Origin of the sequence: Gottfriedia acidiceleris, assembly GCF_002128425.1 — a bacterium.
GTDB classification, from domain to species: domain Bacteria; phylum Bacillota; class Bacilli; order Bacillales; family Bacillaceae_G; genus Gottfriedia; species Gottfriedia acidiceleris.
Window position 1 is genome coordinate 407,999 of record NZ_NESS01000002.1, and the last position, 26,313, is coordinate 434,311.

21 protein-coding genes and 2 pseudogenes are annotated in these 26,313 nt (G+C 34.0%); 20 read left to right on the forward strand and 3 right to left on the reverse strand.

Features of this window, described 5'->3' with window-relative positions:
- The first annotated feature begins 68 nt into the window (after positions 1 to 68).
- The 7 genes from B6K90_RS05915 (at position 69) to B6K90_RS05945 (ending at position 6,637) form a co-directional block, all read left to right on the forward strand.
- Positions 69 to 1,280 (forward strand): serine hydrolase domain-containing protein, encoded by a 1,212-nt coding sequence (locus B6K90_RS05915; RefSeq protein ID WP_088011809.1) that lies wholly within the window; start codon positions 69 to 71, stop codon positions 1,278 to 1,280.
- A 221-nt stretch (positions 1,281 to 1,501) separates the two neighbouring features.
- Positions 1,502 to 2,107, forward strand: a complete 606-nt coding sequence (locus B6K90_RS05920; RefSeq protein WP_088011810.1) for an undecaprenyl-diphosphatase — start codon at positions 1,502 to 1,504, stop codon at positions 2,105 to 2,107.
- Positions 2,104 to 2,778 carry a response regulator transcription factor gene (locus B6K90_RS05925; RefSeq protein ID WP_088011811.1) on the forward strand — a complete coding sequence of 225 codons (675 nt, stop codon included), beginning with the start codon at positions 2,104 to 2,106 and terminating at the stop codon, positions 2,776 to 2,778. Before B6K90_RS05920 ends, B6K90_RS05925 begins: the two co-directional genes overlap by 4 nt.
- A 100-nt stretch (positions 2,779 to 2,878) precedes the next feature.
- The gene (locus B6K90_RS05930) at positions 2,879 to 4,108 is read left to right on the forward strand and encodes a sensor histidine kinase (RefSeq protein WP_167555287.1); all 1,230 of its coding nucleotides are present in this window, start codon (positions 2,879 to 2,881) and stop codon (positions 4,106 to 4,108) included.
- 28 nt (positions 4,109 to 4,136) lie between these two features.
- Positions 4,137 to 4,787 carry a VTT domain-containing protein gene (locus B6K90_RS05935; RefSeq protein WP_088011813.1) on the forward strand — a complete coding sequence of 217 codons (651 nt, stop codon included), beginning with the start codon at positions 4,137 to 4,139 and terminating at the stop codon, positions 4,785 to 4,787.
- Between the two features lie 142 nt (positions 4,788 to 4,929).
- A complete protein-coding gene (locus tag B6K90_RS05940) occupies positions 4,930 to 5,502 on the forward strand; it encodes a hypothetical protein (protein ID WP_088011814.1) in 573 nt (190 codons plus the stop codon).
- A gap of 31 nt (positions 5,503 to 5,533) precedes the next feature.
- The gene (locus B6K90_RS05945; protein ID WP_088011815.1) at positions 5,534 to 6,637 is read left to right on the forward strand and encodes an MGDG synthase family glycosyltransferase; all 1,104 of its coding nucleotides are present in this window, start codon (positions 5,534 to 5,536) and stop codon (positions 6,635 to 6,637) included.
- A gap of 64 nt (positions 6,638 to 6,701) precedes the next feature.
- Here B6K90_RS05945 and B6K90_RS05950 read toward each other — a convergent pair whose 3' ends face one another.
- Positions 6,702 to 7,403, reverse strand: coding sequence for a polysaccharide deacetylase family protein (locus B6K90_RS05950; RefSeq protein WP_088011816.1), 702 nt, complete (start codon positions 7,401 to 7,403; stop codon positions 6,702 to 6,704).
- 140 nt (positions 7,404 to 7,543) lie between these two features.
- Here B6K90_RS05950 and B6K90_RS23340 point away from each other — a divergent pair.
- The 7 genes and pseudogenes from B6K90_RS23340 to B6K90_RS05980 all read left to right on the forward strand — a co-directional run.
- A pseudogene (locus tag B6K90_RS23340) lies at positions 7,544 to 7,657 on the forward strand (ATP-binding protein); the annotation flags it as partial.
- A gap of 312 nt (positions 7,658 to 7,969) precedes the next feature.
- Positions 7,970 to 8,290: a YbjQ family protein gene (locus B6K90_RS05955; RefSeq protein ID WP_088011817.1), complete on the forward strand. Its 321-nt coding sequence runs from the start codon at positions 7,970 to 7,972 to the stop codon at positions 8,288 to 8,290.
- A gap of 1,048 nt (positions 8,291 to 9,338) precedes the next feature.
- The gene (locus tag B6K90_RS24065) at positions 9,339 to 9,671 is read left to right on the forward strand and encodes a sugar-binding domain-containing protein (RefSeq protein WP_328588105.1); all 333 of its coding nucleotides are present in this window, start codon (positions 9,339 to 9,341) and stop codon (positions 9,669 to 9,671) included.
- Between the two features lie 4 nt (positions 9,672 to 9,675).
- Positions 9,676 to 11,238: an autoinducer-2 kinase gene (gene lsrK / locus B6K90_RS05965; RefSeq protein ID WP_088011818.1), complete on the forward strand. Its 1,563-nt coding sequence runs from the start codon at positions 9,676 to 9,678 to the stop codon at positions 11,236 to 11,238.
- 19 nt (positions 11,239 to 11,257) lie between these two features.
- Positions 11,258 to 11,626 (forward strand): cupin domain-containing protein, encoded by a 369-nt coding sequence (locus B6K90_RS05970; protein WP_088011819.1) that lies wholly within the window; start codon positions 11,258 to 11,260, stop codon positions 11,624 to 11,626.
- 3 nt (positions 11,627 to 11,629) lie between these two features.
- On the forward strand, positions 11,630 to 12,421 hold the full coding sequence (gene lsrF, locus B6K90_RS05975; protein WP_088011820.1) for a 3-hydroxy-5-phosphonooxypentane-2,4-dione thiolase: 792 nt from the start codon (positions 11,630 to 11,632) through the stop codon (positions 12,419 to 12,421).
- Between the two features lie 1,170 nt (positions 12,422 to 13,591).
- A complete protein-coding gene (locus B6K90_RS05980; protein ID WP_088011821.1) occupies positions 13,592 to 13,786 on the forward strand; it encodes a DUF2187 family protein in 195 nt (64 codons plus the stop codon).
- Between the two features lie 376 nt (positions 13,787 to 14,162).
- On the opposite strand, the pseudogene B6K90_RS05985 reads toward B6K90_RS05980, so the two are convergent.
- A pseudogene (locus tag B6K90_RS05985) lies at positions 14,163 to 15,208 on the reverse strand (FUSC family protein).
- A gap of 388 nt (positions 15,209 to 15,596) precedes the next feature.
- Positions 15,597 to 16,169 carry a hypothetical protein gene (locus B6K90_RS05990; protein WP_088011822.1) on the reverse strand — a complete coding sequence of 191 codons (573 nt, stop codon included), beginning with the start codon at positions 16,167 to 16,169 and terminating at the stop codon, positions 15,597 to 15,599.
- A gap of 516 nt (positions 16,170 to 16,685) precedes the next feature.
- Between B6K90_RS05990 and B6K90_RS05995 the strand changes: the two genes are divergently transcribed.
- The 6 genes from B6K90_RS05995 (at position 16,686) to B6K90_RS06020 (ending at position 25,975) form a co-directional block, all read left to right on the forward strand.
- Positions 16,686 to 19,634 carry a fibronectin type III domain-containing protein gene (locus B6K90_RS05995; RefSeq protein WP_088011823.1) on the forward strand — a complete coding sequence of 983 codons (2,949 nt, stop codon included), beginning with the start codon at positions 16,686 to 16,688 and terminating at the stop codon, positions 19,632 to 19,634.
- Between the two features lie 266 nt (positions 19,635 to 19,900).
- Positions 19,901 to 21,256 carry a glycoside hydrolase family 28 protein gene (locus B6K90_RS06000; RefSeq protein WP_088011824.1) on the forward strand — a complete coding sequence of 452 codons (1,356 nt, stop codon included), beginning with the start codon at positions 19,901 to 19,903 and terminating at the stop codon, positions 21,254 to 21,256.
- Positions 21,257 to 21,551: 295 nt separating this feature from the next.
- Positions 21,552 to 22,499 carry a carbohydrate ABC transporter permease gene (locus tag B6K90_RS06005; protein ID WP_088011825.1) on the forward strand — a complete coding sequence of 316 codons (948 nt, stop codon included), beginning with the start codon at positions 21,552 to 21,554 and terminating at the stop codon, positions 22,497 to 22,499.
- Positions 22,480 to 23,334, forward strand: coding sequence for a carbohydrate ABC transporter permease (locus tag B6K90_RS06010; protein ID WP_235821727.1), 855 nt, complete (start codon positions 22,480 to 22,482; stop codon positions 23,332 to 23,334). The genes B6K90_RS06005 and B6K90_RS06010 overlap by 20 nt, the downstream gene beginning before the upstream one ends.
- A 40-nt stretch (positions 23,335 to 23,374) precedes the next feature.
- The gene (locus tag B6K90_RS06015) at positions 23,375 to 24,712 is read left to right on the forward strand and encodes an ABC transporter substrate-binding protein (protein ID WP_235821728.1); all 1,338 of its coding nucleotides are present in this window, start codon (positions 23,375 to 23,377) and stop codon (positions 24,710 to 24,712) included.
- Between the two features lie 144 nt (positions 24,713 to 24,856).
- The gene (locus B6K90_RS06020) at positions 24,857 to 25,975 is read left to right on the forward strand and encodes a glycoside hydrolase family 88/105 protein (RefSeq protein WP_088011828.1); all 1,119 of its coding nucleotides are present in this window, start codon (positions 24,857 to 24,859) and stop codon (positions 25,973 to 25,975) included.
- Positions 25,976 to 26,313 lie beyond the last annotated feature (338 nt).

Consider the following 26,313-nt stretch of genomic DNA (forward strand, 5'->3'; position numbering starts at 1 on the left):
TTTTATATAAAAAATTTACAGTATTTTACATAAAATTCACTTGAAATTTATAGATTGGAGAGGTTAAAATGCAAAAAAATATTGAACTTCAAAAAAATAAACTAGTCACGAAAGAAATCCAATTAATAATGGACAAATTTAATATTGTCGGCTGTCAAGCAGCAGCGGTTTTAAAAGATAAACTAATTTGGTCTGATGCTTATGGATTTCGGAATTTAGAAACAAGAGACTTAGTTACGGAAAATACGATGTTTCGTATTGCTTCTATTTCAAAACTTTTTACTGCCACAGCAATCATGCAATTAGTCGAAAAAAAATTAATTGAGTTAGATAATGATATTAGTCATTATTTAGGATTTAAAGTAAGAAATCCTAAATTCCCAAACATTTACATTACTTTGAGACAAATTTTAACTCATACATCTTCACTAAACTCAGACGATGCATCAAATAGTGTTTATGCAAAGTTTATTAGAGAAGGACATTCAAATTTTTCTTTAAAACTTGAAGATTTAGTAGTTGTAAATGGAAAGTATTTTACAAATGAAACATGGGGGGACTGTAAACCAGGGGATCATTGGATGTATTCAAATATTGGTGCTATCATATGTGGTTCAATTATTGAAAAAGTCACTAATTTACGCTATGACGAGTATATCAAACAAAATATATTTGAACCTTTAGAAATGAAGAATGTAGCTTTTTCATATTCAAATATTAAAAATATCCATGAACTTGCAAACCTATATGAAAAAAATAAAGAGACAAACGAATATAAAGTAACGATTGATGATGTTAAGCAAAGAGAATATTCGAAAACTCATTGGGATCAATACATCATAGGTAATCACGGTGGATTATTTGAACCTCAAGGTGGACTAAGGACATCAGCAGTTGAATTAAGTAAGTTTTTACGAGCACATATGTTAAACGGGAGTCTATATGGACAACAATTTCTTGAACAAAAAACTTCAAAATTAATGAAATCAATTCAATGGTCTAGAGAAGAAAGTAATCATTTCTTTAGTAAAATGGGTCTTGGTTTTCATATTAGCCACGACTTCTTACCGGATTATAAAGAAATGATTGGACATGCGGGTGAAGCATACGGATTAATCAGTAATTTATATTGGCAAGAAGAAAAACAATTTGGCATCATCTTTATATTAAACGGAAGTCAATTCGATTTATCCGAAAATTCAAGATTCGAAGTAGAGAAAGAATTAGCAGAAGTTATTTATAAACATGTTATTGAAGAAAAATTATTGAAACAGACTTAATGTAAATAATGAAAAAATATTGAATCATAACCTTAACCTGTAAATTAAATTACTCACTTTAGCAAACAGTACTCTTATTGTTTGTGCAATTTCAGTAAAAAGGAGCTATTTTTAAAATAGATCTTTTTTTATTTGAACAACAAGTTCACAACTGAATTTTCATCAATTTTTCATAAAACTTTTATATAATAATTTCCAATCAAAAAACGGAGGAAATTTTAATGAACTACTCAATTTTTAAATTAATAAATAGTTTTGCTGGTAAATGGCCAGCATTAGATAATTTAATGATATTTTTATCTAAATCAGCCATTTTAATCGTAATAGGAATTTTATGCTATTTATGGTTTCAAAAAGGTAACGAACGTAAGCATACTGCTTTTTATATCGTTTTAACACTTATTTTAGCACTAGGCAGTAACTTTATAATCCATCAATTTTATTACCACGCACGTCCATTTGTTGATCACCATGTGACGAAACTAATTTCACATTCATCCGATTCATCTTTTGTAAGTGATCACGGAACATTAGTATTTTCAACAGCTCTTATTTTATTGCTTAGAAAAGATCGTTTAGGTATTTTTTCACTTGTATGGGCAATATTAGTTGGCGTTTCACGAATTTATGTTGGGGTACATTATCCCTTTGATATTATTGGTGCATTTATTTTGGCTAGTATAGTCGCGATTGGTGTTTTAAAAACTTCATCATTAACAGAACCATTAATGAAAATATACGAAAGAATAATCAATAAGCTACCTTTTAATACGAGAAAAAAATTAAATTCTACTGAACAAGAACTTAATAGAGGAGACATCTTTTGAAAATTTTATTTGCTGAAGACGATCAGAAATTAGGAAAAATGACAACCCATTTGCTAAAAACGCAAACTCCATTTCAAATCGAATGGACTACTAATGGAAAGCAAGCTTTAGAATTAGCTACTCACTATGATTTTGATTTAATTATTTTAGATTGGATGTTACCTGAAATTAGTGGTTTAGAAATATGCAAAAAGTTAAGAAAAGATGGATTTAAAGGACCTATTTTAATGTTAACTGCGAGAGATAGTATTAACTATCGTGTTGAAGGATTAGAAGCTGGAGCGGATGACTATTTAATCAAACCATTTGATTTTAGTGAACTTGCCGCAAGAATTAAAGTACTCAATCGTAGGAATTTTGCGCCACTTCAAGATGAAATAATCTCCATCGAAGACTTAACATATAATCGGACAAATTTTAATTTATATAGAGGAAATGAACAAATAATTTTAACTCAAAGAGAATTACAATTATTTGATTTATTAGTAAAAAATAGAGGAATTGTGCTCACTAGAGAAGTTATTTTTGAAAGAGTTTGGGGAATTGAATCAGAGGTAACAAGCAATGCTGTTGAAGCGTATGTAAAAAATTTAAGAAAAAAAATTGATGTACCAAATCAGAAAACTTATATAAAGAGTGTTAGAGGTGTTGGATATACAATCGAAAAATGAGATCTCCTTATTTCAGCAAATTAGCAAGCGATTAACATTTTTCAATCTTAGAATTTTAATGATTTTCATTCTATTATTTAATATTTCTGTAGGAATTGTATTGTCGTTTTACATTTATTTAGACCAAAAGAGTGATCTAATTACAGTATTAAAGGAAGAAATAAAGGAAGTAAAAATGAATGCTGCCTCTCTTGGTCCAAATGATGACAATATTCAAAGAAAACATAAACGTAAAAATGTTTATTTTAATTATTTTTTAAATAAAAATAATGGATTTGAGATCTATGATGAAACAGCTCCCGGGTATACAAAGGATATAGAAAAAGTTTTAAAGCAGGTTAGTCCCAATCAAAATAAAGTAGTTATTAAACGAATAGTTCCTCATCATAAAGAAGAACTAAATTTAATGATTGCTGCAGAAAAGGTGTATGATTCATCAAATAATTACCTCGGTACGATTTACAGTGGTAAAGACTTATCATCAGTAATTTATTTAATAAAGCAGTTTATTAGTATCTCATTTTTACTCTCCATTATCTTTTGTTTTATGGCGTACTATTTCGGCAAAAAAATAACAAATCAGGCAATGGAACCGATTATTGCATCTTATAAAGAGCAGCAGGAATTTGTAGAAAATGCTTCACACGAATTAAGAACACCGTTGTCTGTATTACAGGCAGGTATTGATGTATTAAGCGTTGAGCAAAATCGCCTCTCTGAATTTGGAAAAGAAACCTTATCCGACTTAAAGAAGGAATTAAGCGATACCCGTAATCTAGTCCATCAATTACTGTTTCTAGCAAGACTTGATCATAAACAAATCGCCAAAGTTAATTTAGAAGAATTTAGAATCGATGTCTTTTCTGAGCAAATTCAAAAAGCATGGCAATATAAAGCAATAGAGAAAAAACAAAAAATACAGCTAATGAATAAAGAGGAATTTATTGTTAAAACAAATCAAGAGAGTCTAAAACAATTGATTAATATCTTTGTTGATAATGCGATTAAATACTCACTTGAGGATTGTACAATATCACTAAATTACTACGTAAGATCAGAAAAAAAAGCAAACTATTTCTATTATGAAATAAGTGATAATGGAATTGGTATTGCAAAAGAACTACAAGACAAAATATTTAATCGGTTTTATCGAATCGAAGAGCATAGGTCAAGAGATGAGGGGAATACGGGGCTCGGGTTATCAATCGCAAAATCGATTATCGAATCTTTCAATGGCGAAATCATTGTTAATAGTGAATTTGGAAAAGGAAGCACTTTTAAAATTAAAATTCCTCTTTCATATTTGTTTCAAATTTATAAAAACAGTTAGAGAAAATTTTAGGAAGAGCTAGATTTACATGGAGATTATAAAAAATTTTGTTGATCTCATATTGCATTTAGATCAACATTTATTAACTTTTGTACACAATTATGGATCAATAACCTATTTCATCTTATTTTTCATTATTTTATTGGAAACTGGACTTGTTGTGACACCATTTTTACCAGGAGATTCATTAATTTTTACTGCAGGTGCACTTGCATCCTTACATTTATTAACCTTTTTTGGATTATTAATCCTTTTCATTATCGCAGCTAGTTTAGGTGATACTTTAAATTATTTTATAGGTAGGAAATTCGGAAGAAAATTTAGTCAGACTAAAATAATAAATTTAAAATACATTCATGAAACCGAAAACTTTTACAATCAAAAAGGTCCTAAATTTATTGTATTAGCAAGGTTTATTCCGATTGTTAGGACATTTGCTCCATTTGTAGCTGGGATTGGTGAAATGAATTATTCAAAATTTATCTCATATAACGTTTTCGGAGCGACACTTTGGGTTGGACTAATGATGTCGGTTGGTTTCTTTTTTGGTAATATTCCAATTGTTAAAAATCATTTTGGTCTATTAACTATTGGAATCATCTTTGTTTCAATCATTCCAATCATAATCGATGTACTAAAAAAAATAAGTAAGAAAAGAAGATTAAAACAAAAAGTCTAAATTTCACTAAAACATAATTCTATTTTCATTAAATTTTCACTTTTATTTTGTACATTTTTTATATAAAAAAGGAAGGGAAAATTCTTGAGTAGGGGTTATGAATTTTCAATAATCCTTCAATATTTGAAAGGATCGAATCAAAATGATTAGAAATTGGATAAAAAATAAATCTGAGAGAAAATTAATTTATATAGCAGTATTAATCTCCATCATTATTTTCATCATTGCATGGTGGAAAGTCATGCATCGAACTGAATTATTAACAAATATAGGACCCCATATACAAAATGGAATACAACATGGATTTCATAAAATGAATCCTTTGAAATATTACGCGAAAGATAAGGGATCCCTTGGTAGATTAGGTGTATTTGCGGCATTTATTCTCTTTCCACTTTATTTTTTGATTAGATTAAAAAAATTAAATGACAAAAAGCAATTCAAGAAATACTTGAGTAAATTATTGAAATGGTGCAAGTTAATACATGTCCCGATTTCGTTAATTACTTTTGCTTTGATTACAGTACACTCTGTGATTATGACTTTTTTTGAATGGAAAACAGATGCTGTTTATATTTCAGGTGTAATAACTTATTTGCTATTACTTCCATTAGGAATCTTTGGGTTTTTAAGATATAAACGCAAAGATAAAAACTGGCATTACTATCTATCATTTGCAGTTGTAATCTCAATGTTATTTCATACATTTGTTTAATTAATTTGTCTATTCTGAGAGGTTGATCAGTATGGTATTGAAGCCTAAAATACTTGTTGTTACATCCAGTTTTGGAAATGGGCATAAAGAAGTCTCAAAAGCGTTAAAAAGTGAGTTTGAACATATAAACTTTAACGATGTAACAATTATTGATATATATGAAGAAGCATATCCGACAATAAATGTATTCGCTAAAAGTATACATTTGCAATTATTCCAACATGCTCAAACAATTTATAAATGGTTCTTCTATGGGACTGAGAAATTATTTAGCACAGTCATTTTTGACAGGCTATTAGAAATATGTGGCAAGAATATAAAAAGCATACTTCAAAAAGAAAAACCAGATATTATCATTACCACATTTCCAGTTGGATCTGTAGCGAAATGGAAAAAGTATTCATCACATCCTTGTAAACTATATACAGTTGTAACCGATTATTATATCCACCGCTCTTGGATTCATAAGGAAATCGATCGCTACTATATAGCGACGGAAGGATTAATACATCAGATGATAAATCTAGGCGTTTCTTTATCGAAAATATTTGTAAGTGGTATACCGCTTAGACAAGAATTTAAAGAAATAGATTATTTAAAAGAAGGAACAAGCAAATCGAAATCAAACGATCAAATCTTAATAGTTGCTGGGGCAGTTGGAATATTAAAGGACGTAGAAAAAATGGCCAAGCAGTTACTTGCTGAAACAAAACTTAATGTAGCAGTTGTTTGTGGCTATAATCACATCCTTTATAATAAATTAAGCAAGTTGAAAGAAGAATACGAAGACCGCCTACAAGTATTTGGATACGTAAATAATATACGTAATTTATATAAAAAATCTGACCTGTTAATAACAAAGCCTGGTGGTATTACATTATCGGAATGTATTGCATGTAGTTTACCAACAATCCTATATAAACCAACGCCAGGTCAAGAAAAAGAGAATTCTCTATTATTTGAAAGTGCAGGTGCTTCAGTTACAGTAAAGTCTTTGAATGAATTAACATATTATATTAATCGAGTTTTGTTCAAATCAAATCATTTAGAACAAATGAAAACTTCTTTAACTGCATTAAATAAAGGTTTTAGCTCACAATTAATTGTAAATGATATTTTTAGTTCAATTTCATAGATGAATACGTAAATAAACCACAAGGTATAAATGTATCCTTGTGGTTTTTGGTTTGAATTAAAAACTAATCATCAATCCTAACAAATTGATATTGGTTTTGAAAACAATGTTCAATAAATCTTTCTAAAGCTTTTATTGTATGAATAGGTGCATCTTCATCTGCACCTAATGTATCTCCATTATCATGTAATAAAATAATTGATCCTGGTTTCGTTTGACTTATCAAACGAGTATAAATGCCTTCACTTCCTTTTTTACTACTCCAATCATTTGCCATTACAGACCATAAAATAATTTTGAGTTTCTTTTGAAATAGTAGAGGGAGTGACACTAATCCCCAAGGTGGTCGATAATACAGTGGATCATTGTTCGTTAATTCCCTAATAATACTAGCTGTCTTTTCTATTTGATTTTTTAATTTTTTTGGACTGAGAAACCAATTGCATTTATGTTTATAATTATGTATTCCTATTAAGTGACCGTCTTCATGTATTTTTTTAATAATCGTTGGATACTTTTCTGCCTCTGAACCTAATACAAAAAAAGTTGCTTTAATGGAATGCCTTCGGAGTAAATCTAAAAGTAAGGTCGTATAAACTGGATGTGGGCCATCGTCAAAAGTTAATGCTATGCGTTTTTGACTATTATTTGAAACTTGATGGATTGAAACTATTTTAAATAAACGCGTAAGTAAACTAGGTATTGGTCCATAAAGAATAAATAATAGTAAAAGTAAACCCCCGATTATGATGAAAATTGTAAGCATAAATTCTCCTTAACTAACTCGTTAAATAAAAATGATAGTATAACATTATTATAATCGAAAATGCTAATTGTTGGTAATTAAGTGAGGATAATATTATGATGAAATAAGATCGTACTAGCGATAAGTAGGTAGATGATAAAATAAGAAAGATTATTTCGATTCAAGGCGGAATGGCTAGTGGAAAAACAACACTTGCGAAACGATTAGAAAATCTATTAAAAAATTTCCAAGTATTATTTGAAAATCCTTATCCAAGAAGTTCATTTGATTAAAATATGAAAAAGTTTGGTATAAGCATTTTAAGACTATGATAATTGATGTAAATGAAAAGACCCCAAATGAAGTAGAAAAATCAGTTCTGCAAATATTAATTAATAATAATTTTCTATAAAATTGAAATTCACTATAATAAAAAGGGATTAAGTATATTACATAGAATTATTACAATATACGTTTCGAATTTTCCATTTTTAACTATTGAAGTATAAAAATGGTATTGAAATACATATACAAATTTGGATAAATATGATATTTGTGTAAAAAATAAAAAATTTGAGGTGAATAATATGATCGTAGTTACAACTGAAAATATTGAAGGGTATAAACTAGTTGAAGTAAAAGGACCTGTATTTGGAGTAATTGTCCGTAGTAGAGGATTAGGTGGCGATATTTTAGCTGGTCTAAAAAGTCTTGTTGGTGGAGAAATCAAACAATACACTGCTATGCTTGAGGATGCAAGAAAAGAAGCGATGGATCGAATGACTAAAAACGCAAGTGAAATGGATGCAAACGCAATTATCATGATGCGCTTTGATTCAGGTGAAATTGGGCAAAATATGAGTGAAATTGTTGCATATGGAACTGCAGTAGTAGTAGAGAAAATATAATGAAAAAACCTTGAAATTTCAAGGTTTTTTTAAATTTAATTTTTTATAGAGTTAAATATAAATAACAAAAGTGCGGACAATTCCACGGATAAGTTTCCACTCAATTGACTTTATATTACATTTAAGCTCTACAATTGTAATTAATATATTGCTATTTTTATGGACCTTAGTGGTCATCCCGGATTAACAAGTATCTCTTTTATGGTACGTTGTAATGCCCAGTAATGTTTTCAATAAAGTCGATTTTTCTCCTCATTTCCACCTACAATTGCGTGAATCTCCCCTTTTTGTACGGACATGGTCCCCCTTAAAACATTAATTCCAGAGATTGCTTCCATACCTGATGTATTTCTAGTAGAGTTCGTTACGATTCATTGGACTTTTGTCACTGCCCCAATAAAAAGTTCAGAAACACTTACAAACTGTCCAAAAAAATTTACCATATAATTCTTCTGTACATGGAGACAACAGTAGTTAATTATTACAGAAAAAAGTTAGAAAAATATTACCAGTCTGAAATAAATTTTGAATGTCCGGAAACTTATTTTGTAAGGTCTTATTATTAAAATTATGGATATATTTCTAATAAGCAGGCGAACATTTTTTTCGTGGGAAATTTCGTTAAGGGGTGTAGTAGCTGAGCCAAGAAAATATGCTGATGAAAGTAGCTTGGTACTACTATAAAGTGAACTTAATTCAAAATGAATTATACCAACCCCTCTAAAAAAATGGATGTGAGCGATTCTTAATCAAAGGCAGCTGCTCAGTATTTACAGAAAAAACTGCAGCCGAATGAAATGGTTGGCATTGGTTGGGGGAAGAGCCGTTCTAAAACGATTTAATGCTTAACAATTTTGTGATCTTAACAGGAGTAGTTCATTACTAACTCCATAATCGTCGTCAAAAAAAGGGTGGTTTGGAAAAGTTTCTGGAAATACATGTAACTCCTGCTCCATTTTTGACTTCAACCGAAGAAATGGCAGGAAAATTCTGATCTGAACCTTTAATAAAGGACATTCTCGAGCTGGCTAAATAAACAAAATATATCATTGTTGGTATTGGAGGTATTTATCCCGATGCCACGTTTATTCAGGAAGAAAAAATGACCATGAACGAACTGACATTTATTAAACATCAGTATGCAGTCGGCGATATTTTAGGTCAATTTTATGATCAAAATGGTAAAATTATTGATTTGCCTCACCATAAAAAGCTAATCGGAACGGACTTGAAGAGTCTAAGGTCCTTAAATGTGATAGCTGTGGCTGCTGGTGAGAAAAAAATTGATGCCATTTACGGAGCTTTAAAAGGTAAGGATATTACGACGTTAATAACAGATGAAGCTACAGCTATTTCATTACTCAATATGGAGGTGAAATAAATTAATGGCGTACATTCTGGCATTTGATGCTGGTACAGGTAGTATTCGCGCTGTTTTGTTTGATCAATTAGGAAATCAAGTTGGGTTTTCACAAATAGAATGGAACCATTTATCAAAAGAGAAGTATCCAGGATCTATGGATTTTGACTGGGAGACAAACTGGAAGTTAGTCGTTCAGTGTGTAAAGTCTGTTATTGAAGAAACAGGAGTTGACGCAAAAAATATAAAAGCGATAAGTGCCACGAGTATGAGGGAAGGAATTGTCCTTTATGATAAAAAGGGTAAGGAAATTTGGGCTTGTGCAAATGTAGATGCTCGAGCTTCGGATGAAGTCAAAGCATTAAAGGAATTAGATCCTAAATTAGAATACAAGATTTATAGGTTATCAGGTCAAATGTTTGCATTAGGAGCACTGCCTAGGCTTTTGTGGATAAAAAATCATTTACCAGGGATTTATGAAAAAGCCACTGATATGACTATGATTAATGATTGGATTCTTTATAAATTGTCAGGGAAACTACAAGTGGATCCTTCAAATGGGTGTACTACAGGGATATTTGATATTGAGAAAAGGAATTGGGAAAGTGATGTTGTAAAAATGTGCGGACTAAAAAATAATTTATTTCCACCGGTAAATGAAGCTGGTACCGTTATCGGTTACGTGATAGATGAAGTAGCCGCGTATACAGGTTTGAAAACAGGAACTCCGGTTATTAGTGGAGGTGGAGATGCTCAAATGGCTTCTGTTGGTGTCGGTGCGGTAAAAGCGGGGCAAGCCGTAGTATCAGGTGGATCATTTTGGCAACAGGAAGTCAATGTGAGACAGCCGTTAGCTGACAAAAGTGGCCGTATCCGGGTTAACTGCCATGCCGTGCCTGAATTATGGCAGCTAGAAACCATTGCTTTTTTCCCCGGGCTTGTAATGAGATGGTTTCGTGATGCATTTTGTGATTTGGAAAAAACAGAAGCAAAAGTGACCGGTAGAGACCCGTATGAAATTTTAGAAGAAAAGTCAAAAAATGTTCCGATAGGGGCAAATGGGATTATTCCTATCTTTTCAGATACGATGAATTATAGCGCTTGGCGCCATGCATCTCCATCATTTATTAATCTCACTCTAGATCCTCTAAAGACTGGAAAAAAAGAAATGTTTAAATCGATTCAAGAAAATGCTGCGCTTATCACACTTGGAAACTTAAAGATTATAGAAGAAGAAACTGGTTATTATCCAAGTGAAGTTATTTTTACAGGTGGTGCTGCGAAAGGAAAACTTTGGAGTCAAACCCTTGCAGATGTCCTTGGAGTACCAGTGAAAGTTCCTGTAGTTAAAGAAGCAGCAGCACTAGGCACCGCATTATTTGCGGGGATTGGCATAGGAATTTATGAGAATATCCATCAAGCAGTTAATCAAGTTGTAAAGTGGGAGAGGACACATATACCTAATAATGAAAACCATGACAAATACCTAGAAATCTATGAAAAATGGAGAAGTGTATATTTAGAACAGCTTCAACTTGCTGATCGTGGTTTAACCACTCATATGTGGAAGGCACCTGGTTTGGAATAATGTGAACGGGGGTGAAGGGATGAAGAAAGTTCACGAAAATGACTTCGATTATCGGTTTGGCGACAACGGGCCGAAATATTTAACAAAAGGTCCGAACATAGATATTGGTGTGGTTGTATTGAAACCAGGTCAAGACTTCCAAAACCATTATCATACAGTTTGTGAAGAAATTTTCTATATCCTAGAAGGGCAGATAGATTTCTATATAAATGGTAATAAAGTTCCTACAATACCAGGTGATATGATTCAATGCCACCCAGGCGATGCTCATTACCTTATCAATCAAACTGACAAAACCTTTAAAGCCCTCTTCATTAAATCTCCGCATATTTTGGAAAGAGATGTTGTGAATATAAAGAATCCAGAAATTAAGTTAAGGAGTGAATAGATAGTGAGCTGGGGATTTCAAAACCGATTAAACAAAATATTACCAAATAAGAGGGCAGTAATGCTCGCGATAGATCATGGCTATTTCTTAGGGCCAATAAGAGGTTTAGAAAGGCCAGAGGAAACTGTCAAAGATTTACTTCCATACACGGATTCGCTATATTTAACAAGAGGTACACTTGCAGCATGTATTCCGAAAAACACGGAAAAACCAATGGTTCTTCGTGTTTCGGGCGGTCCTACAACGTTAGGGAAGGATTTAGCGAATGAAAGGATTGTTACTTCAATAAAAGAAGCAATTCGCCATAATGTTGTTGGTGTAGGGGTTTCGGTTTTTATCGGATCTGACTATGAAACTCAAACAGTAACAAATCTAGCTCAGGTTGTAACTGATGCTCATGATTATGGAATACCTGTACTTGGAATTACTGCAGTTGGAAAAGAACTTGAAAAAAGGGATGCCAGGTTCTTAGCATTAGCTTCAAGAGTTCTTGCTGAAATGGGTACCGATATTGTGAAGACTTATTACTGCGACAACTTTGAACAGGTAACTAGTAAGTGCCCGGTTCCTATAGTTATTGCAGGTGGCCCAAAATTTGATACAATTCGTGAAGCACTAGAAATTACGTATAATGCTATGGAGCAAGGTGCAGCTGGTGTGGATATGGGAAGAAATATTTGGCAATCTCAGCATCCTCTTGCAATGATCCAAGCGATACATTCCATCGTTCATAAAAGATTCACAGTAAATGAAGCGGTAGATTTATATGAATCTTCCTCAAAAGTAAAAGCTTAATATATGTCAAAAAAGATAGATTTTACAATAACACCCTTAAGGTACAGAGACAGTATCAGCAGAAGTGGTTAGTAAACAAGGTTTTTAAGTTACAACAAGTCCAAAAACAATAAAAGTATCATGAAAATTAATCTATTAAGAAAAGTGTAGGGATGTAAAAATTTCTTGCACTTTTTTATTAGTTTAAAAGATTGTTAGTTTTAATAAGTGAAAATTGATACGAGCAACGTGTTTTCCCAGTTTATATAATAGCTCGAAAATGCAATTACACTACAGATAGTCCCAGTGCTTTTAAAAAAGAGACTGGTCTTTATTGTAGTTTATAGTAATCTTTCAATAAGCCATATGTTCGAGTTAAAAAAAAAGACGATACCCTAAGATGCCGTCGTTTCATTTTCTTAAATACTTAGATTGGTGAGAAGCTGTTTTCATACAAGGTAGTGATTTGCTTTCCGAAAAAGCTTTATCGAATATTTACTAAAAGCATCTTTTCATGTTTTTCCTCTGCCTTTTGTTCATACCCCTTTAATGCCTTTTCTACTCTAAAATTAACCTGATTCCTCGTTAGCCCAGATTGAATTTCATAATCCCCTATGTCTTTATGAGTTGGTAAATTTGATTGTCGAAGAACCATTTTAGCTTTTTTTAAGTGTCAAACCGTCATGTTTTTTATATTCAAGCATATTTTCAATGGCCAGAAGGTTATGAGTTGAAAAAGTTCTATGTTTCTTTACTATTCCCTCGATGTCAAAACCTTCATTTTCTAAGATACTTACACAATGTCTAAAAGTACTTTCTTTAAGGTAAAAAATGAAAAGACGATGCTACACTCCTAAAATTTAATTATTCAATATAAATACTATATTTATTTCTGAAATTTTGGTAATATAATAAAAAAGTAGTTTGAAAGAAATAGTAATTAAAATAATTACTTCTTAATTTTTCATCATTGTATGAAAAGAATAAAAAAATGTCCACTAGGTTATTTGTATAAGATAGAATTACAAAAAGGATTTAGTCGTATTATTCATTAAGGGTCTAGCTAACTTGGTACGAATTAATGTTCATGTACATATTGATGAAGACGTTTTCAATTGTGATTAAGAAAAATCAAAATATAACAACAAAGTAAAACTAAGAAAAATAATGATGATGATTGGGGAGAAGAAGATGAAATTCAAGGCAAAAAAGATAGCAGGCTTAAGGGATCGTGTCTTTTTTAAGAATGGAATTAAAGGGATTGTTGAAAAGGTCAATGAAAATACAGTTATTGTAAATATAATTGATAATAAAACGGAATTGGTGTTTGAAGGAAACAGAACAGTTGTAGCACATAAAAATTACAAAGTGATTGATGGTGTATGAAGGAAAAGAAAAGTCAGTAATTCTTGAGTTATTAAAATATATCTAATTAATATTCTAAAAATTGAAAATGTAAGCGTTTTCTGTAATACTAAATAGTAGGTTGGATGGCATGTGTGGCTATCATCGTATTTGGCGTAGGTGGGGCCAATACAAGGGACTAAAGAAATAGTATATGTGATGTAAATTGTTAATGCTTTTGAAAATGTAATGACTTGATAAAAAGTAATAAGAGTAATAATGTAATTGGATAAAAAGAAAGTACTGGATAGTTTTAAGAGGCTATCCAGTTTTATAGAACCCTAGGCTAGGCCTAGGGTTCTATAAAACTGGAAAAGATACCCGAAATATTAAAGCATCTTTTGCTAGATAACCACCTTTACACTGATTTCGCCATCGCTCTACTGAATATCAAGTTCACTGTAATCACGAGGACTGCACCGATAAGGGTTGCAAATACACGGTCGAACAGAATAATAAACTGGAACGGCTTGCCGGCTTCCATGATCAAAATAATTAGTGGGATCATGGTTGCAGAGTATACAAGATAATTTCGAACCTTTAGAAGAGGTCGAACACCTGCGAAGAGCCCAATACTTATAACTACCCCCAAATTGGTAGCCTAGTTGCCAGAAGCAAGCTCGCAACAATTACGCCGATTACTGTACCATGCACTCGTTGTGTTGTTTTGATTGGAAAGAGTTCTATTTTCCACTGAGTAAGGATCGCTACGGTAATTGCGACCCAATAGAAGTGGTGCTCTGGCCAAAGTATTCGTAATCCCTCAGTTATACCTAGACATAATGCGAGCCTGATTGGGAATTGCCAACCGGATAGGTGTGCAAGTGAATTCCGACATAGAATGATTTTTTTCGATGTTAGCCCTTTCACAGCTCCTTCCAGCGAGGATTTAAAACAACTGTGTACCCAGATGCCTAGCACCAAGCTGAAACTGACGGTCCAAAACGCCCCTGCTAAGATTGAAAAAATTAGTTCCATCCGGTACTCAGTCTGGTCGACCATGTTGAGGATGATAATCAGAAATACGACAAAGCGTGTTGTTGCCACCGACAAGGCACGATTATATCCGCCGATTAACGCAGCAAGGCTTACCAGCAGGATTAAGACTCCAAATGTCAGGTAGCCGTGTCCGAAACAGAGAACAGCAGCAATCGCAGCCAGCACTACTGATATCAGCGCTGATGCCAATTTTTTCCCGTGATTTATAAAACTCGAACCGACTTTCACGCTACTAACTGCCAAACTGCCGACCGATGCAGCGAAACCAAGAGCGGGATAACCTAAAACTGTGGCGAACAGAACAGGTCCGGCCATACCTATGCCGGCGGAAATGAGTTCTACTATTTCTACTTTGGCCTCCTTAGACCAAGAAAACACTTGAGCCCTATATGTCTTTCCATTCATCTATAGCACCTCTTCCAACCCAAAGAGTAGGGTACATTTTAATAATAGGCCCTTTCTTTAATCCCTGGACATGTGGTGATACCTATGTTTATCAGGCTAATATTTTGAAGAATCCCCTAAAATAAAATTTTATCTTTCCAGAGTTATTTTAAATACCCAGGATTGTACCTATATTAGTTAGGGGAAAGAAACCTTTTGTTCGGCTATTCGGCATTTCACCATTTCGTTTAGATTGGTTCTTCTTCATTCATAAAAGCTTCTTTTTAAATATCACCCATAAGAAGAAGGCAACCGGGAGTGGCTGCCTTCTTCATGAGGGGGCTTGAGCTGTAACTTACATTCTTAATAAAACTAATTGAACCGAAAAATGCAAACTTGTATAAAAAAATCAATTTTTCGTTCTTAAATTATCCGATAAGCCATTGTCATTAATGATTTTGATTACCGAGATTTTTCCTTTTTCTTTTGAATAGAAGTAGACTTTACCTTCTACATTTGCAGTTTTTTCTTCTTTATTTTTCTGATAGGTGACTTCTGCTATGAAGGTATAACGAGATGAATCAGTATCATTTTGCTTAATTGAAATCTTCTTAAGACTTAACTTATATCCATTATCGTAAGCAAAATTTGTATATTTACTAAGAATAGTTGAAACGAAGGGATCGAGATAAGAATCTGAAATGTATGGTCCGTATATCTTTGCTACATATTTATCGAACGTTGGGTTTTCTTCTTTATTATTTACAACAGTCCTATATTTAGGATTCCACATTAGATCAATAAGCTTCTTATCTGGACCAGTAAAAAGGTTCTCAAGAACTTTTTTTATTGCTTTCTTAGATGTTTCAAAAGATGACGCTTCGGTAGATTGTTCATTTTTTTGTTTTGTTGTATTGCTAGAATCAGAACAGGCAGTAAGCATCATTGCAGCAATAAGTAGAATAGATAATTTCTTAATCATAGTTTATTCTCCTTTTAATTAAAACTTAATTCATTTTATCTTAGCATGATAATAAATATAAATTTGTCGATAGAAGTAGAAAGAAAGTAAAAGATAAATATAATACTAAAAATAACTCTTACATTCATTTTTAAAAATGATAAAAACAAAGTTTCAACTGGAAAATGTGATTAATCCAGTAAATATACCAATTCTTAAAGCAATCATTTTTTTTGTTCAATTTAAAAAATATGATTTTGTTGGTTGCTAAATGAAAACAAAATTTACAGGAATAACCAAATAAAGTTAAGTACTGGCCCTCTTACGAAGATATATAGCAGTTAAAGGGGGCTTTTTTATTTTGAACAAAGATTAAAAAACAAAAAGAGTGTAGTATTTTAAAAATACATAAAGATTTTTGATAAAAATCTAAAAATATTGAATTATTTCAGAAAACGTTTTCACCTATAATTAATTTCCAAAGGGGGGAGAAAGGTATTTGTTTTTCAAAAGAATATAAGAAAGGTGGAGACATAGTTGAAGAGATTTAAAATTTGTAACTCTATCATTTTGGCATTTATACTAGTATTCAGCCAACTTGGTGCAACAGCTCACGCTTATAAACATTCCGCTCCAAACGCTCCTGCATCGCCAGTAAACTTACAGATTCCAAAGCTTGCAATTGACGAAGATAGCATAACACTTGTTTGGGAAAAGCCTAAGAACTATAGTGACATCGTGGATTTTAATGTCTATATGAATGGGAAGAAAATCGGCAGCGCTTCAAAGGATAACAGCGGCCCTGCAAAAGCTTATATCGATAATTTCTATAAAAATATTGATAAAGATAACTTCCACATGGATATTCTTATTCATAATTTTAAGGTTGAAAACCTTAAACCAAACAAATCTTATGAATTCTATGTAACTTCAGTTAATGCAGACGGTGTCGAGTCTCCTCATTCTAATAAGGTTGTTGGAAAAACAACCGCAGTACCTGAGGTTTTCAATATTGTTGATTTTGGTGCAACACCAAATGATAAAACAAAAGATACAAAAGCCATTCAAGCCGCGATTGATGCAGCTACACCAGGAGCAAAAGTGTTAATTCCAGAAGGTCAATTTATTTCTGGGGAATTATGGCTTAAATCTGATATGACGTTACAGATAGATGGGTATTTACAGGGTTCTTCAGATCCTGAAGACTATAGCAAGAATTTCTGGGTGTACGACTACTCTACTGATGAGCGCTCTTACTCGCTAATAAATGCTCATACATACGATTACGGTAGTTTAAAAAATATTCGAATCGTAGGAAAAGGAACTATTGATGGGAACGGCTGGAAAAAAGATAAAAATAATCCTACCATAGACGAACTAGGCAATGAACTTCCCCGCTTAGCTGCAGGAAATAACTCAAATGTAACTGGGAATGTAAAAGTAATCAATGGAAGAATGAGTCCTTTAGAACTTGATGCAGAGAACACCCTCGGAATCTTGGCTGCAAAGCAATCTTATGCTGCTCAAGTGTTAGGTATGGACGAAAAATCCGCTTATAATGCCCGTTCAAATTTAATTACGATACGTGGTGTAAACGGTATGTATTACGAAGGTATCACGCAGGTTAATCCTTCCTTCCACGGAATTGTAAACCTTCACAGCAAAAATATTGTTGTAAATGGAACGATTTCAAAAACCTATGATGGAAATAATGCTGATGGATATGAGTTTGGTGACTCCCAGAAAATTATAGTCTTCAATAATTTTGTTGATACAGGAGACGACGCCATTAACTTTGCGGCAGGTATGGGACAAGCCGCAGCTGGTGAAGATCCTACCGGAAATGCCTGGATTTTTAATAACTATATTCGCGAAGGACATGGCGGTGTGGTAACAGGTAGTCATACGGGGAGCTGGATTCAGGACTTGGTTGTGGAAGATAACATAATGTATAAAACTGATGTTGGTTTACGCAGTAAAACGAATACCCCGATGGGTGGTGGCGCTAAAAATATTCTTTTCAGAGACAATGCGTTAGAAGGTATTGATGGGGATGGTCCATTCGTATTTACTTCTGCATATACGGATGCAAATGCGTCTATTCTTTATGAACCAACCCAAGACATCTCGCATTTTAAGGACATCGAAATTCTCAATACAACCGTTCGTAACCAAGGAGGTAGTAATAAACAATCGATCCTTGTGACTGGGAATAATGACGCAGGAGAAGTATATCATGAAAATATTATATTTAAGAATGTGAAATTTGATAATGTCTATTCAGTTAATATGGATTATGCAAAAGATTTTAAATTTATTGATGTATCCTTTACAAATGTTAAAGATAATAATGGAAATCCTTGGAGAATCAAAAACTCTACAGGCCTTGTTTTTGAAAATACAACGGCGGCTCCTGAAGATACTGCTCAAAAACCGGTCTGGTCAGAAAATTCTGCAGTTAAGGCAGTATCTTCAGCTGATGGAAAGAGTGTGGACATAACTTGGAATGCAGCCAGCGATAATAAAGGTGTTACTGGTTACACCATCTATAAAGATGGCGTAAAAGTCGGTGCTAACTATACAACAACCAATAAAACAAGTTTTACATTAACCGGGTTAACTCCGGAAAAAGAGTATACGATTAAAGTTGAAGCTGCCGATGCAACAGGAAATCGTACTTCGAATGGTCCAGAAATTAAGGTTAGAACAAATGGAGAAGCTGACAAAACAGCCCCTTTACTTCCAGCTAATACAGAAATCAAACAACCAACAACGACGATCCCTGCTAGTGATACATTTAGTGGGAATGAAATAAACGCTGTGTATCCCGGCTTTACATGGGCTTCAATTGCCTGGGAAGCAGCAATTGATGAAACTGGAATTGCAGGTTATAACGTGTATGCAAATGGGAAACTCCATGGATTTGCGACTTCTAACAAGTATACTCTGGATAATCTTCAACCAGGCAAAAAGTATAAAGTAGAAGTGGAAGCAGTGGATTTAGCAGGAAATAAGACTCCTTATAACCGTTTACTCGAAATCGAAACAGCTGCTCCGTACGCAATTGGTGCTCCATCAATTACTGGCAAGCTAAAAGCTCAGATTGGATTAGATGGGACTAGTGTTTCCCTCTCCTGGAACAAGGCAACCGCCATTAATCAAGATGTAATTGGATACCGTGTTTATGTAAACGGAAAACCTAGCAATCCCAAAGGAGCTGAATTTACACCAATTAATGCAGAAATGACAACAGCTAAAACATATTATAGAGTGACTGGCCTTAAAAAAGGTCAACAATATACTTTTAAAGTGGAAGCAGTCGGACAGGGAATTAAATATTCGAAAAGAGAACGACTATCCGATGTAATTCCAAACGGTCTTACAAAGGTTTTAGGATATCGCTGGAGTGGCTTTGGGCCCAGCGAAACAGTTCATTTATCATTAGGAAGGCACAAAAGTGAACAGCCTAATCAGAGAATTTTTTAGAGTTATTATTATAAAAAAAATGGTAAGAAACAAGAAACACCTCCCGTTTGTGTTAATGCTTGGAATCATGTGAACTTTCCGAATGGAGTTAGGGAACGTAAACATTTTCATAAACATGTGTGAAAGAATTAGCTTGTCTAGTTCTTGAAGGATTTGTATTTATTACAGTTAAGTATTCGTATTTAAAATAAGGTATGTTTAGCGCAGTAAAAATCGTATTAATTTTTCAAAAAAGTTTTTGTAGCTAATAAAAAGGTAGGTGAAAAATGTTTAGTTCAACGACATCAAGTATTTATAATATCAAACATTTTGGAGCAATCAGCGATGGAGTAACCAATAATACTAAAGCTATTACTCTGGCGATTGAAACATGCGCAGAAGCAGGCGGAGGGACTGTCTATGTACCCGCTGGACAATTTCTAACTGGAGCTGTCATTTTAAGAAGCAATGTTCATTTTTATTTAGAGGCTGGTTCTATTTTAGTATTTAACCCAGATAAAACTGATTACCCAATCGTACATTCTAGTTGGGAGGGAGTATCAAAAGAAGTCTATTCCTCCTGTATTTATGCCGAAAATGCAGAAAATATTTCGGTAACCGGTTATGGTACGTTGGACGGTAGCGGGTATTACTGGTGGAACATCGTTCGGAGAAAAGAAAATCAATACCCGAGGCCGAAGCTAATTAGTTTCGACCATTGTAAAAATGTCTTGATTTCAGGAGTGAAGCTAACGAACTCCCCGAGCTGGACCGTTCATCCTTTCTGCAGTGAAGACGTCACAATCCACAATATTCGGATTGAAAATCCCAGCGACTCTCCAAATACGGATGGGATTAATCCGGAATCCAGCAGAAACGTTCGTATTTCTGATTGCCATATTGACGTCGGTGATGATTGTATTGCGATTAAGTCAGGTACTGAGGAAACAAAGGAGCGTATTCCTTGTGAAAATATTACCATTACCAATTGTACAATGATTCATGGCCATGGTGGTATTGTGTTTGGCAGCGAGATGAGCGGAGATATCCGAAATGTTACAATAAGCAATTGTATTTTTGAGGGTACAGACCGCGGCATCCGAATGAAATCAAGAAGAGGCAGAGGCGGTGTGATTGAAGATGTGCGTATCAATAATATAATCATGAAAGGTGTCATCTGTCCTTTTATTGCTAATTTATATTACAACTGTGGTCCAAATGGCGAGGAAAAATATGTGTGGGATAAAAATCCCTACCCAATTACAAAAGGAACACCTGTGTTTAGAAGGATCCATTTTGCCAATATTACTGCAAGTGACGTTAGCGCCGCAGCAGGTTTCTTATATGGTCTTGCCGAAATGCACGTGGAGGATTTCACGTTTGAAAATGTTTCGGTATCAATGGCTCAAGATGCACAACCTGGAATGCCTGCGATGATGGCGGGAATTGAACCAATGAAGCAAAGAGGTTTTTATTGCTGCAATGTTTCTGATATTCGATTCCAAAGGGTAACAGTCAGTAATCATAATGGACCGGCTTTCTATATTGAAAACGGTAATGTGATTGAAATAGATGATTGCAAGTCCAAAAGTACTCAGTCTACTGCCCCACTTTATATATTTAATAATGTACGTAATATTTGATAGTGAAATAGAATTTTTCTCAATTGCCTGTCCCAATAACAAAAAGCAGGTAACGTTACGCTATTAAAATATTAAATTCTGATTCTATAAAATGATTAAATAAGGGTAAAATAGTTGAAGTAGAAGAATAATGTATTGAAGGCAGCTGCTCACAGCTGTCTTCTTTATTTTCAAAAATCAAATAGTATAAAAAATTATGAGCACATAAAAAAATCAAACAAACGTCTAAAGATATTGGATTCTTCGTGTAAGCGTTTTCTATTAAAATGAAAAATAAGAAAGGAGGATCCATTCAATGAATCTAAGACAAGCGTTGGAAGCATCAGTAGTTTCTACTGAAAAAAAGAAATCAACAAAAAAATTTAAATTACAAAAGTGGATACCTTATTTGTTTATTTTGCCATCAACACTAATGATTGTAATCTTTTTGTTTTATCCGATTGGGACGGTGTTCTACTACAGCCTTCAAAATTATGATTTATCCGCTCCCTTCTATAACGGTTTTGCTGGGTTAGACAATTTCAAGAAAATTTTTACGGGAGATAAATTATTTCTTCCTAGTTTGCTAACCTCTTTTAAATGGGTGGTTTCTCAAGTAGGACTACAGCTAATTTTTGGTTTATTTGCAGCACTTCTTCTCAATCAAAAGTTTAAGTTTAGAGGGATGGTAAGGGCAGCTGCCTTTATTCCATGGGCAATTTCGGGTGTGTTAGCCTCGGTAATGTGGTCTCTTATGTTTAATGAACATATGGGGGTAATCAATGATCTATTCATCAGATTAGGGTTTATCAGTGAAAATAAGGCATGGCTTGCTGATAGTTCTACTGCTTTTACATCGGTCGTTATAGCTGAATTATGGAGAGGGATTCCTTTCTTTGCCATTACTTTACTCGCTTCACTTCAAAGTATTCCAGAAGAACTGTATGAGGCGGCAAAGATGGATGGTGCAGGAAGAGTGAAATCTTTCTTATATGTGACACTGCCGTCTTTGAAAAATACAATTGTCCTGACAACTTTACTACGTGTAATTTGGGAGTTTAATAACGTCGATCTTCTTTTCAACCTCACTGGAGGAGGTCCAGCACACAGTACCACAACTTTGACAATGTACATTGCTGAACAGGCAGTTCACGGATCAAATTTTGGATATGGGTCAGCACTAACTGTAGTTGCTTTTTGTATATTACTACTTTTTGCCATTATCTATTTATTAATAACGAGATATGATAGGGAGGGGAACTAACATGAATAAACAAAATAAAATTGACCGGCTACTGACATTTAATCTACCGCTACTGGTTATGCTCGCTTTTACTCTCTTTCCGTTATATTGGACTATTAATACGGCCTTAAAGCACGAAGGAGATATCGTCAAGCGGCCCCTTGGATACATACCAGCTTCTCCGACAATCGATAACTTTGTAACAGCATGGACTAATGTAGGGTTTTCAACCTACTTTAAAAATAGTTTAATAGTTGGTGTATGTACGGTTTTGATAGTATTAATACTATCAACATTATCAGGTTATGCATTAAGCAGATACAAGTTTAAGGGTAAGCGAGCATTCCTTCTTATGCTTTTATGCACTCAATTTATTCCAAGGTCCATGTTGATTATTCCTTTGTTTATTATTTTTAAACACTTGGGGCTAATCAGTAACCCACTTTCATTAATTATTACCTATGCGGCTGTTGAGATCCCATTTACGACAGTATTAATGAATGGTTTTATATCAAGTGTTCCACGAGAACTTGAGGAAGCAGCCATGGTAGATGGTTGTAACAAGTTACAGGCAATTCGCTATGTAATTTTCCCACTCTTAGTTCCGGGAATCGTAGCGACGAGTGTATTTACCTTCATTTACACTTGGAATGAATTCCTGATTTCTTTAATGCTCACAAATCAACAGGGGAAATTTACACTCCCAGTCGGTCTTAGCTATATGATGGGGGAATTCAATATAAACTATGGCGCTTTGGCAGCTGGAAGTGTAATCGCTTTAATTCCAGCAGTACTTATGTTTGCTTATGCCCAGAAGCATTTGGTTAATGGTATGGGTGGAAGTGTTAAAGGTTGATACAAGGTCTAATATATTTCAAAAAAAGAGGAGGATTTTTGTGCACAAAAAGTTTTGGAAAACAGTTGCAACTACATCGATGACTGCTTCATTACTTTTAGCAGGATGTAGTTCAAGTGCTAATAATGAAGCTAGCGTTAAGGGCAAGAAAACAGATTCAAATGAAAAAATTACGCTAACGTTCTGGGATGAAAATGCCGGACCGCAGCGTACACCAATCTGGGAAGAATTAATAAAGCGATTTGAAGAGAAAAACCCTAACATTGACGTTGAATATGTTGGGCTGCCAAAGGACTCTGCAAAAGCGAAATACGATGCATCCATTGCGGCTGAGGATACTCCTGACGTGGGTAGTGTGCAGACAAGCTGGCTTCCAGAGTTTGCACTCAGAGACGCATTGCTGCCATTAGATCCTTATTTCAATAAATGGGAGGATAAAGACAAGATTAATAAAGGAGCAATCGATTTCAACAAAGAAATCGTTGCAGACCACAAGTTATATGGAATTCCATATACACAAAATCTTGATATTCTTTGGGTTCGTACTGATTGGTTCAAAGAAAAAGGGACAAAAGTTCCCGAGACATGGGATGACTTCTTTAATGCCGTTAAAATTCAATCAAACAAAGCCAATAACCGCTTTGGTTATACGATACGAGGTGGAGCAGGCGGATCTTTCCAATTACAGCGTTTAATGTTTGCAAACTCTGGTGAAGAAGATTACATAAAAAATGGTAAAAGTACCATTAACAGCAAAAAAAATATTGAGTTTTTGAAGAAGTATTTCGGATTGTATAAAAAATATACTCCTCAAAGTGATATCACAAATGGATATAAAGAAATGATTGCTGGATTTGACACAGGTGCAGTAGCAATGGTTCAACATAACATTGGTTCTTATGGCGAACATAAAGAGGCATTAAAGTCAGATCAGTTCCAGGCTATTCCACTTCCAAAAACGGCTGATGGAAAATATGTAGCAGAAGGCGGAAATACGATCGGAATCAGTGTATTCAAAGGGACGAAACACCCAGAAGCATCATGGAAATTTGCAGCATTCCTGAATTCAAAGGACAGCCAATCTTATTGGAACCAGCAGGTTGGACAGATTCCTACGAACTCAGACGTATTAGGTGAGCAATGGATTAAGGATTCACCACATATTCAAACAGCATTCAAAGTTTATGATGATCCAAATACCATTCTTTACAAGCCACCTTTCTATCTGCCTGAATATCGATCCATTCTTGATACAATCGTTGATCCAGGGACACAGGCAGTTATGAGTGGGAAAATGACGGTAGAAGAGTTCCTTGACGAGTGGGCAAAAGCGATTGAAGACGCTCAAAAGAAATACGATGAGCATTTCAAAAAATAAACATTCAAAAGAAAGCCGTCTAGATACTTGTTTCGAGACGGCTTTGTCTCTTCATAGGAAGCAAATAGGGTTATATATATATTCCCCCTTTTACACCCCAACGAGACTATTTTCTTAAATTTTCGGAAAACAGGAGGTATATTTATGAATTATTCTGAAACTAAAACTGTAAATGTAACGGCAGAAATAGCGTTAGAGATGGCTGAAAAAGCATCGAGAACATTAATGAAAACTTTTAAACCAAAAGAACTTCCTCCAGCAAATGTGTGGCATTATCATCAGGGGGTATACCTTTATGGAATGCAACGTGTTTGGGAGCTAACTAAAAACCAAGAGTATTTTGACTATCTTAAAAGCTATATTGATAATCTCCTAGATTCAGAAGGCAATTTCATGTTCGAGAGGGATCAACTCGACTCGATTCAGGTAGGTATTTTGTTATTTCCATTAATGAATGGGGCGAAGGATCAACGTTATAGGAAAGCTGCCGGAAAATTAAGACATTTATATGATACATTGAATAAGACAAAGGAAGGTGGTTTCTGGCATAAAGACAAGTATCCATATCAAATGTGGCTTGATGGTTTGTATATGGCTGGACCTTTTGCTTTAATGTATCAAAACACCTTTAATGAACAAGGGTTAGATGACATGGTCTTATATCAAGAAAAGCTAATGAGGAAAAATATGAAAGATGAATGTTCAGGTCTTTTTTATCACGCTTATGATGAAAGCAAAAAGATGCCTTGGGCAAATCCTAAGACAGGTTGCTCCCCAGAATTCTGGGGGCGTTCGGTTGGCTGGTATGGCACTGCACTAATTGATATCCTCGACTATCTTTCAAAGAACCATATCGGAAGAGGAGAATTAATCGAGGCACTGCAAAGTCTTATTAAAAGCCTTGTCAGCTATCAGGACGAAAAAACGGGATTATGGTATCAAATCATAGACAAAGGAAGTCAAGAAGATAACTGGCTCGAATCTTCTTGCTCCAGTCTTTTCATATACACAATTGCCAGAGCGGTTCAACAAGGATATGTAGGTAAAGAATACATTGAAGTCGCTATCAAAGGATACAACGGTTTATTAAATGAGATGATAGAAGTCGATGGTGATTCATTGACGATGAAAGGAATCTGTATTGGAACTTCTGCAGGCGTATATGACTACTACGTTTCCCGTCCAGTGTCCGAAAATGACCTTCATGGAGTAGGTGCCTTTATTTTAGCCAGTGTGGCATTAGTGAATATGATTAAAAAATAAATTAATGTTTTTTACCATAATCCATTTGACTAAAGTCAGACTCTGCACTGGTAAACGCTAAGGTGGTACAGATAAACAAAAAAAGCTATAAAGAAACCCATAAAACTTTATGGGTTTCAGCCATTTCGTTATGGAAGTTTTTGGATGCGAGTGAAGATTCATTTACCAGTCGTGAAAAATAATGTATTTTTAATATTAAGATTTATAGTAGTAAAGGAATGGAGTGGAAGTTGAAGATTTATCTACGCTTCCTATTTATCTATGAGAAATAAATTCATCGTATTTATTAAAAAATATTTTTTATATTCATTAAGATCCACAATCATTTCGTTATTTTT

Bases quoted from the DNA above. Each gene is read 5' to 3' on its own strand.
- lsrK (WP_088011818.1), top strand. From the start codon at position 9,676: ATGGCGTACATTCTGGCATTTGATGCTGGTACAGGTAGTATTCGCGCT.
- B6K90_RS05950 (WP_088011816.1), bottom strand. From the start codon at position 7,403: ATGCTTACAATTTTCATCATAATCGGGGGTTTACTTTTACTATTATTT.
- B6K90_RS05980 (WP_088011821.1), top strand. From the start codon at position 13,592: ATGAAATTCAAGGCAAAAAAGATAGCAGGCTTAAGGGATCGTGTCTTT.
- B6K90_RS05920 (WP_088011810.1), top strand. From the start codon at position 1,502: ATGAACTACTCAATTTTTAAATTAATAAATAGTTTTGCTGGTAAATGG.
- B6K90_RS05955 (WP_088011817.1), top strand. From the start codon at position 7,970: ATGATCGTAGTTACAACTGAAAATATTGAAGGGTATAAACTAGTTGAA.
- B6K90_RS05915 (WP_088011809.1), top strand. From the start codon at position 69: ATGCAAAAAAATATTGAACTTCAAAAAAATAAACTAGTCACGAAAGAA.
- B6K90_RS06010 (WP_235821727.1), top strand. From the start codon at position 22,480: ATGATAGGGAGGGGAACTAACATGAATAAACAAAATAAAATTGACCGG.
- B6K90_RS05940 (WP_088011814.1), top strand. From the start codon at position 4,930: ATGATTAGAAATTGGATAAAAAATAAATCTGAGAGAAAATTAATTTAT.
- B6K90_RS06000 (WP_088011824.1), top strand. From the start codon at position 19,901: ATGTTTAGTTCAACGACATCAAGTATTTATAATATCAAACATTTTGGA.
- B6K90_RS05990 (WP_088011822.1), bottom strand. From the start codon at position 16,169: ATGATTAAGAAATTATCTATTCTACTTATTGCTGCAATGATGCTTACT.
- B6K90_RS06020 (WP_088011828.1), top strand. From the start codon at position 24,857: ATGAATTATTCTGAAACTAAAACTGTAAATGTAACGGCAGAAATAGCG.
- B6K90_RS05935 (WP_088011813.1), top strand. From the start codon at position 4,137: ATGGAGATTATAAAAAATTTTGTTGATCTCATATTGCATTTAGATCAA.
- B6K90_RS05970 (WP_088011819.1), top strand. From the start codon at position 11,258: ATGAAGAAAGTTCACGAAAATGACTTCGATTATCGGTTTGGCGACAAC.
- B6K90_RS05945 (WP_088011815.1), top strand. From the start codon at position 5,534: ATGGTATTGAAGCCTAAAATACTTGTTGTTACATCCAGTTTTGGAAAT.
- B6K90_RS06005 (WP_088011825.1), top strand. From the start codon at position 21,552: ATGAATCTAAGACAAGCGTTGGAAGCATCAGTAGTTTCTACTGAAAAA.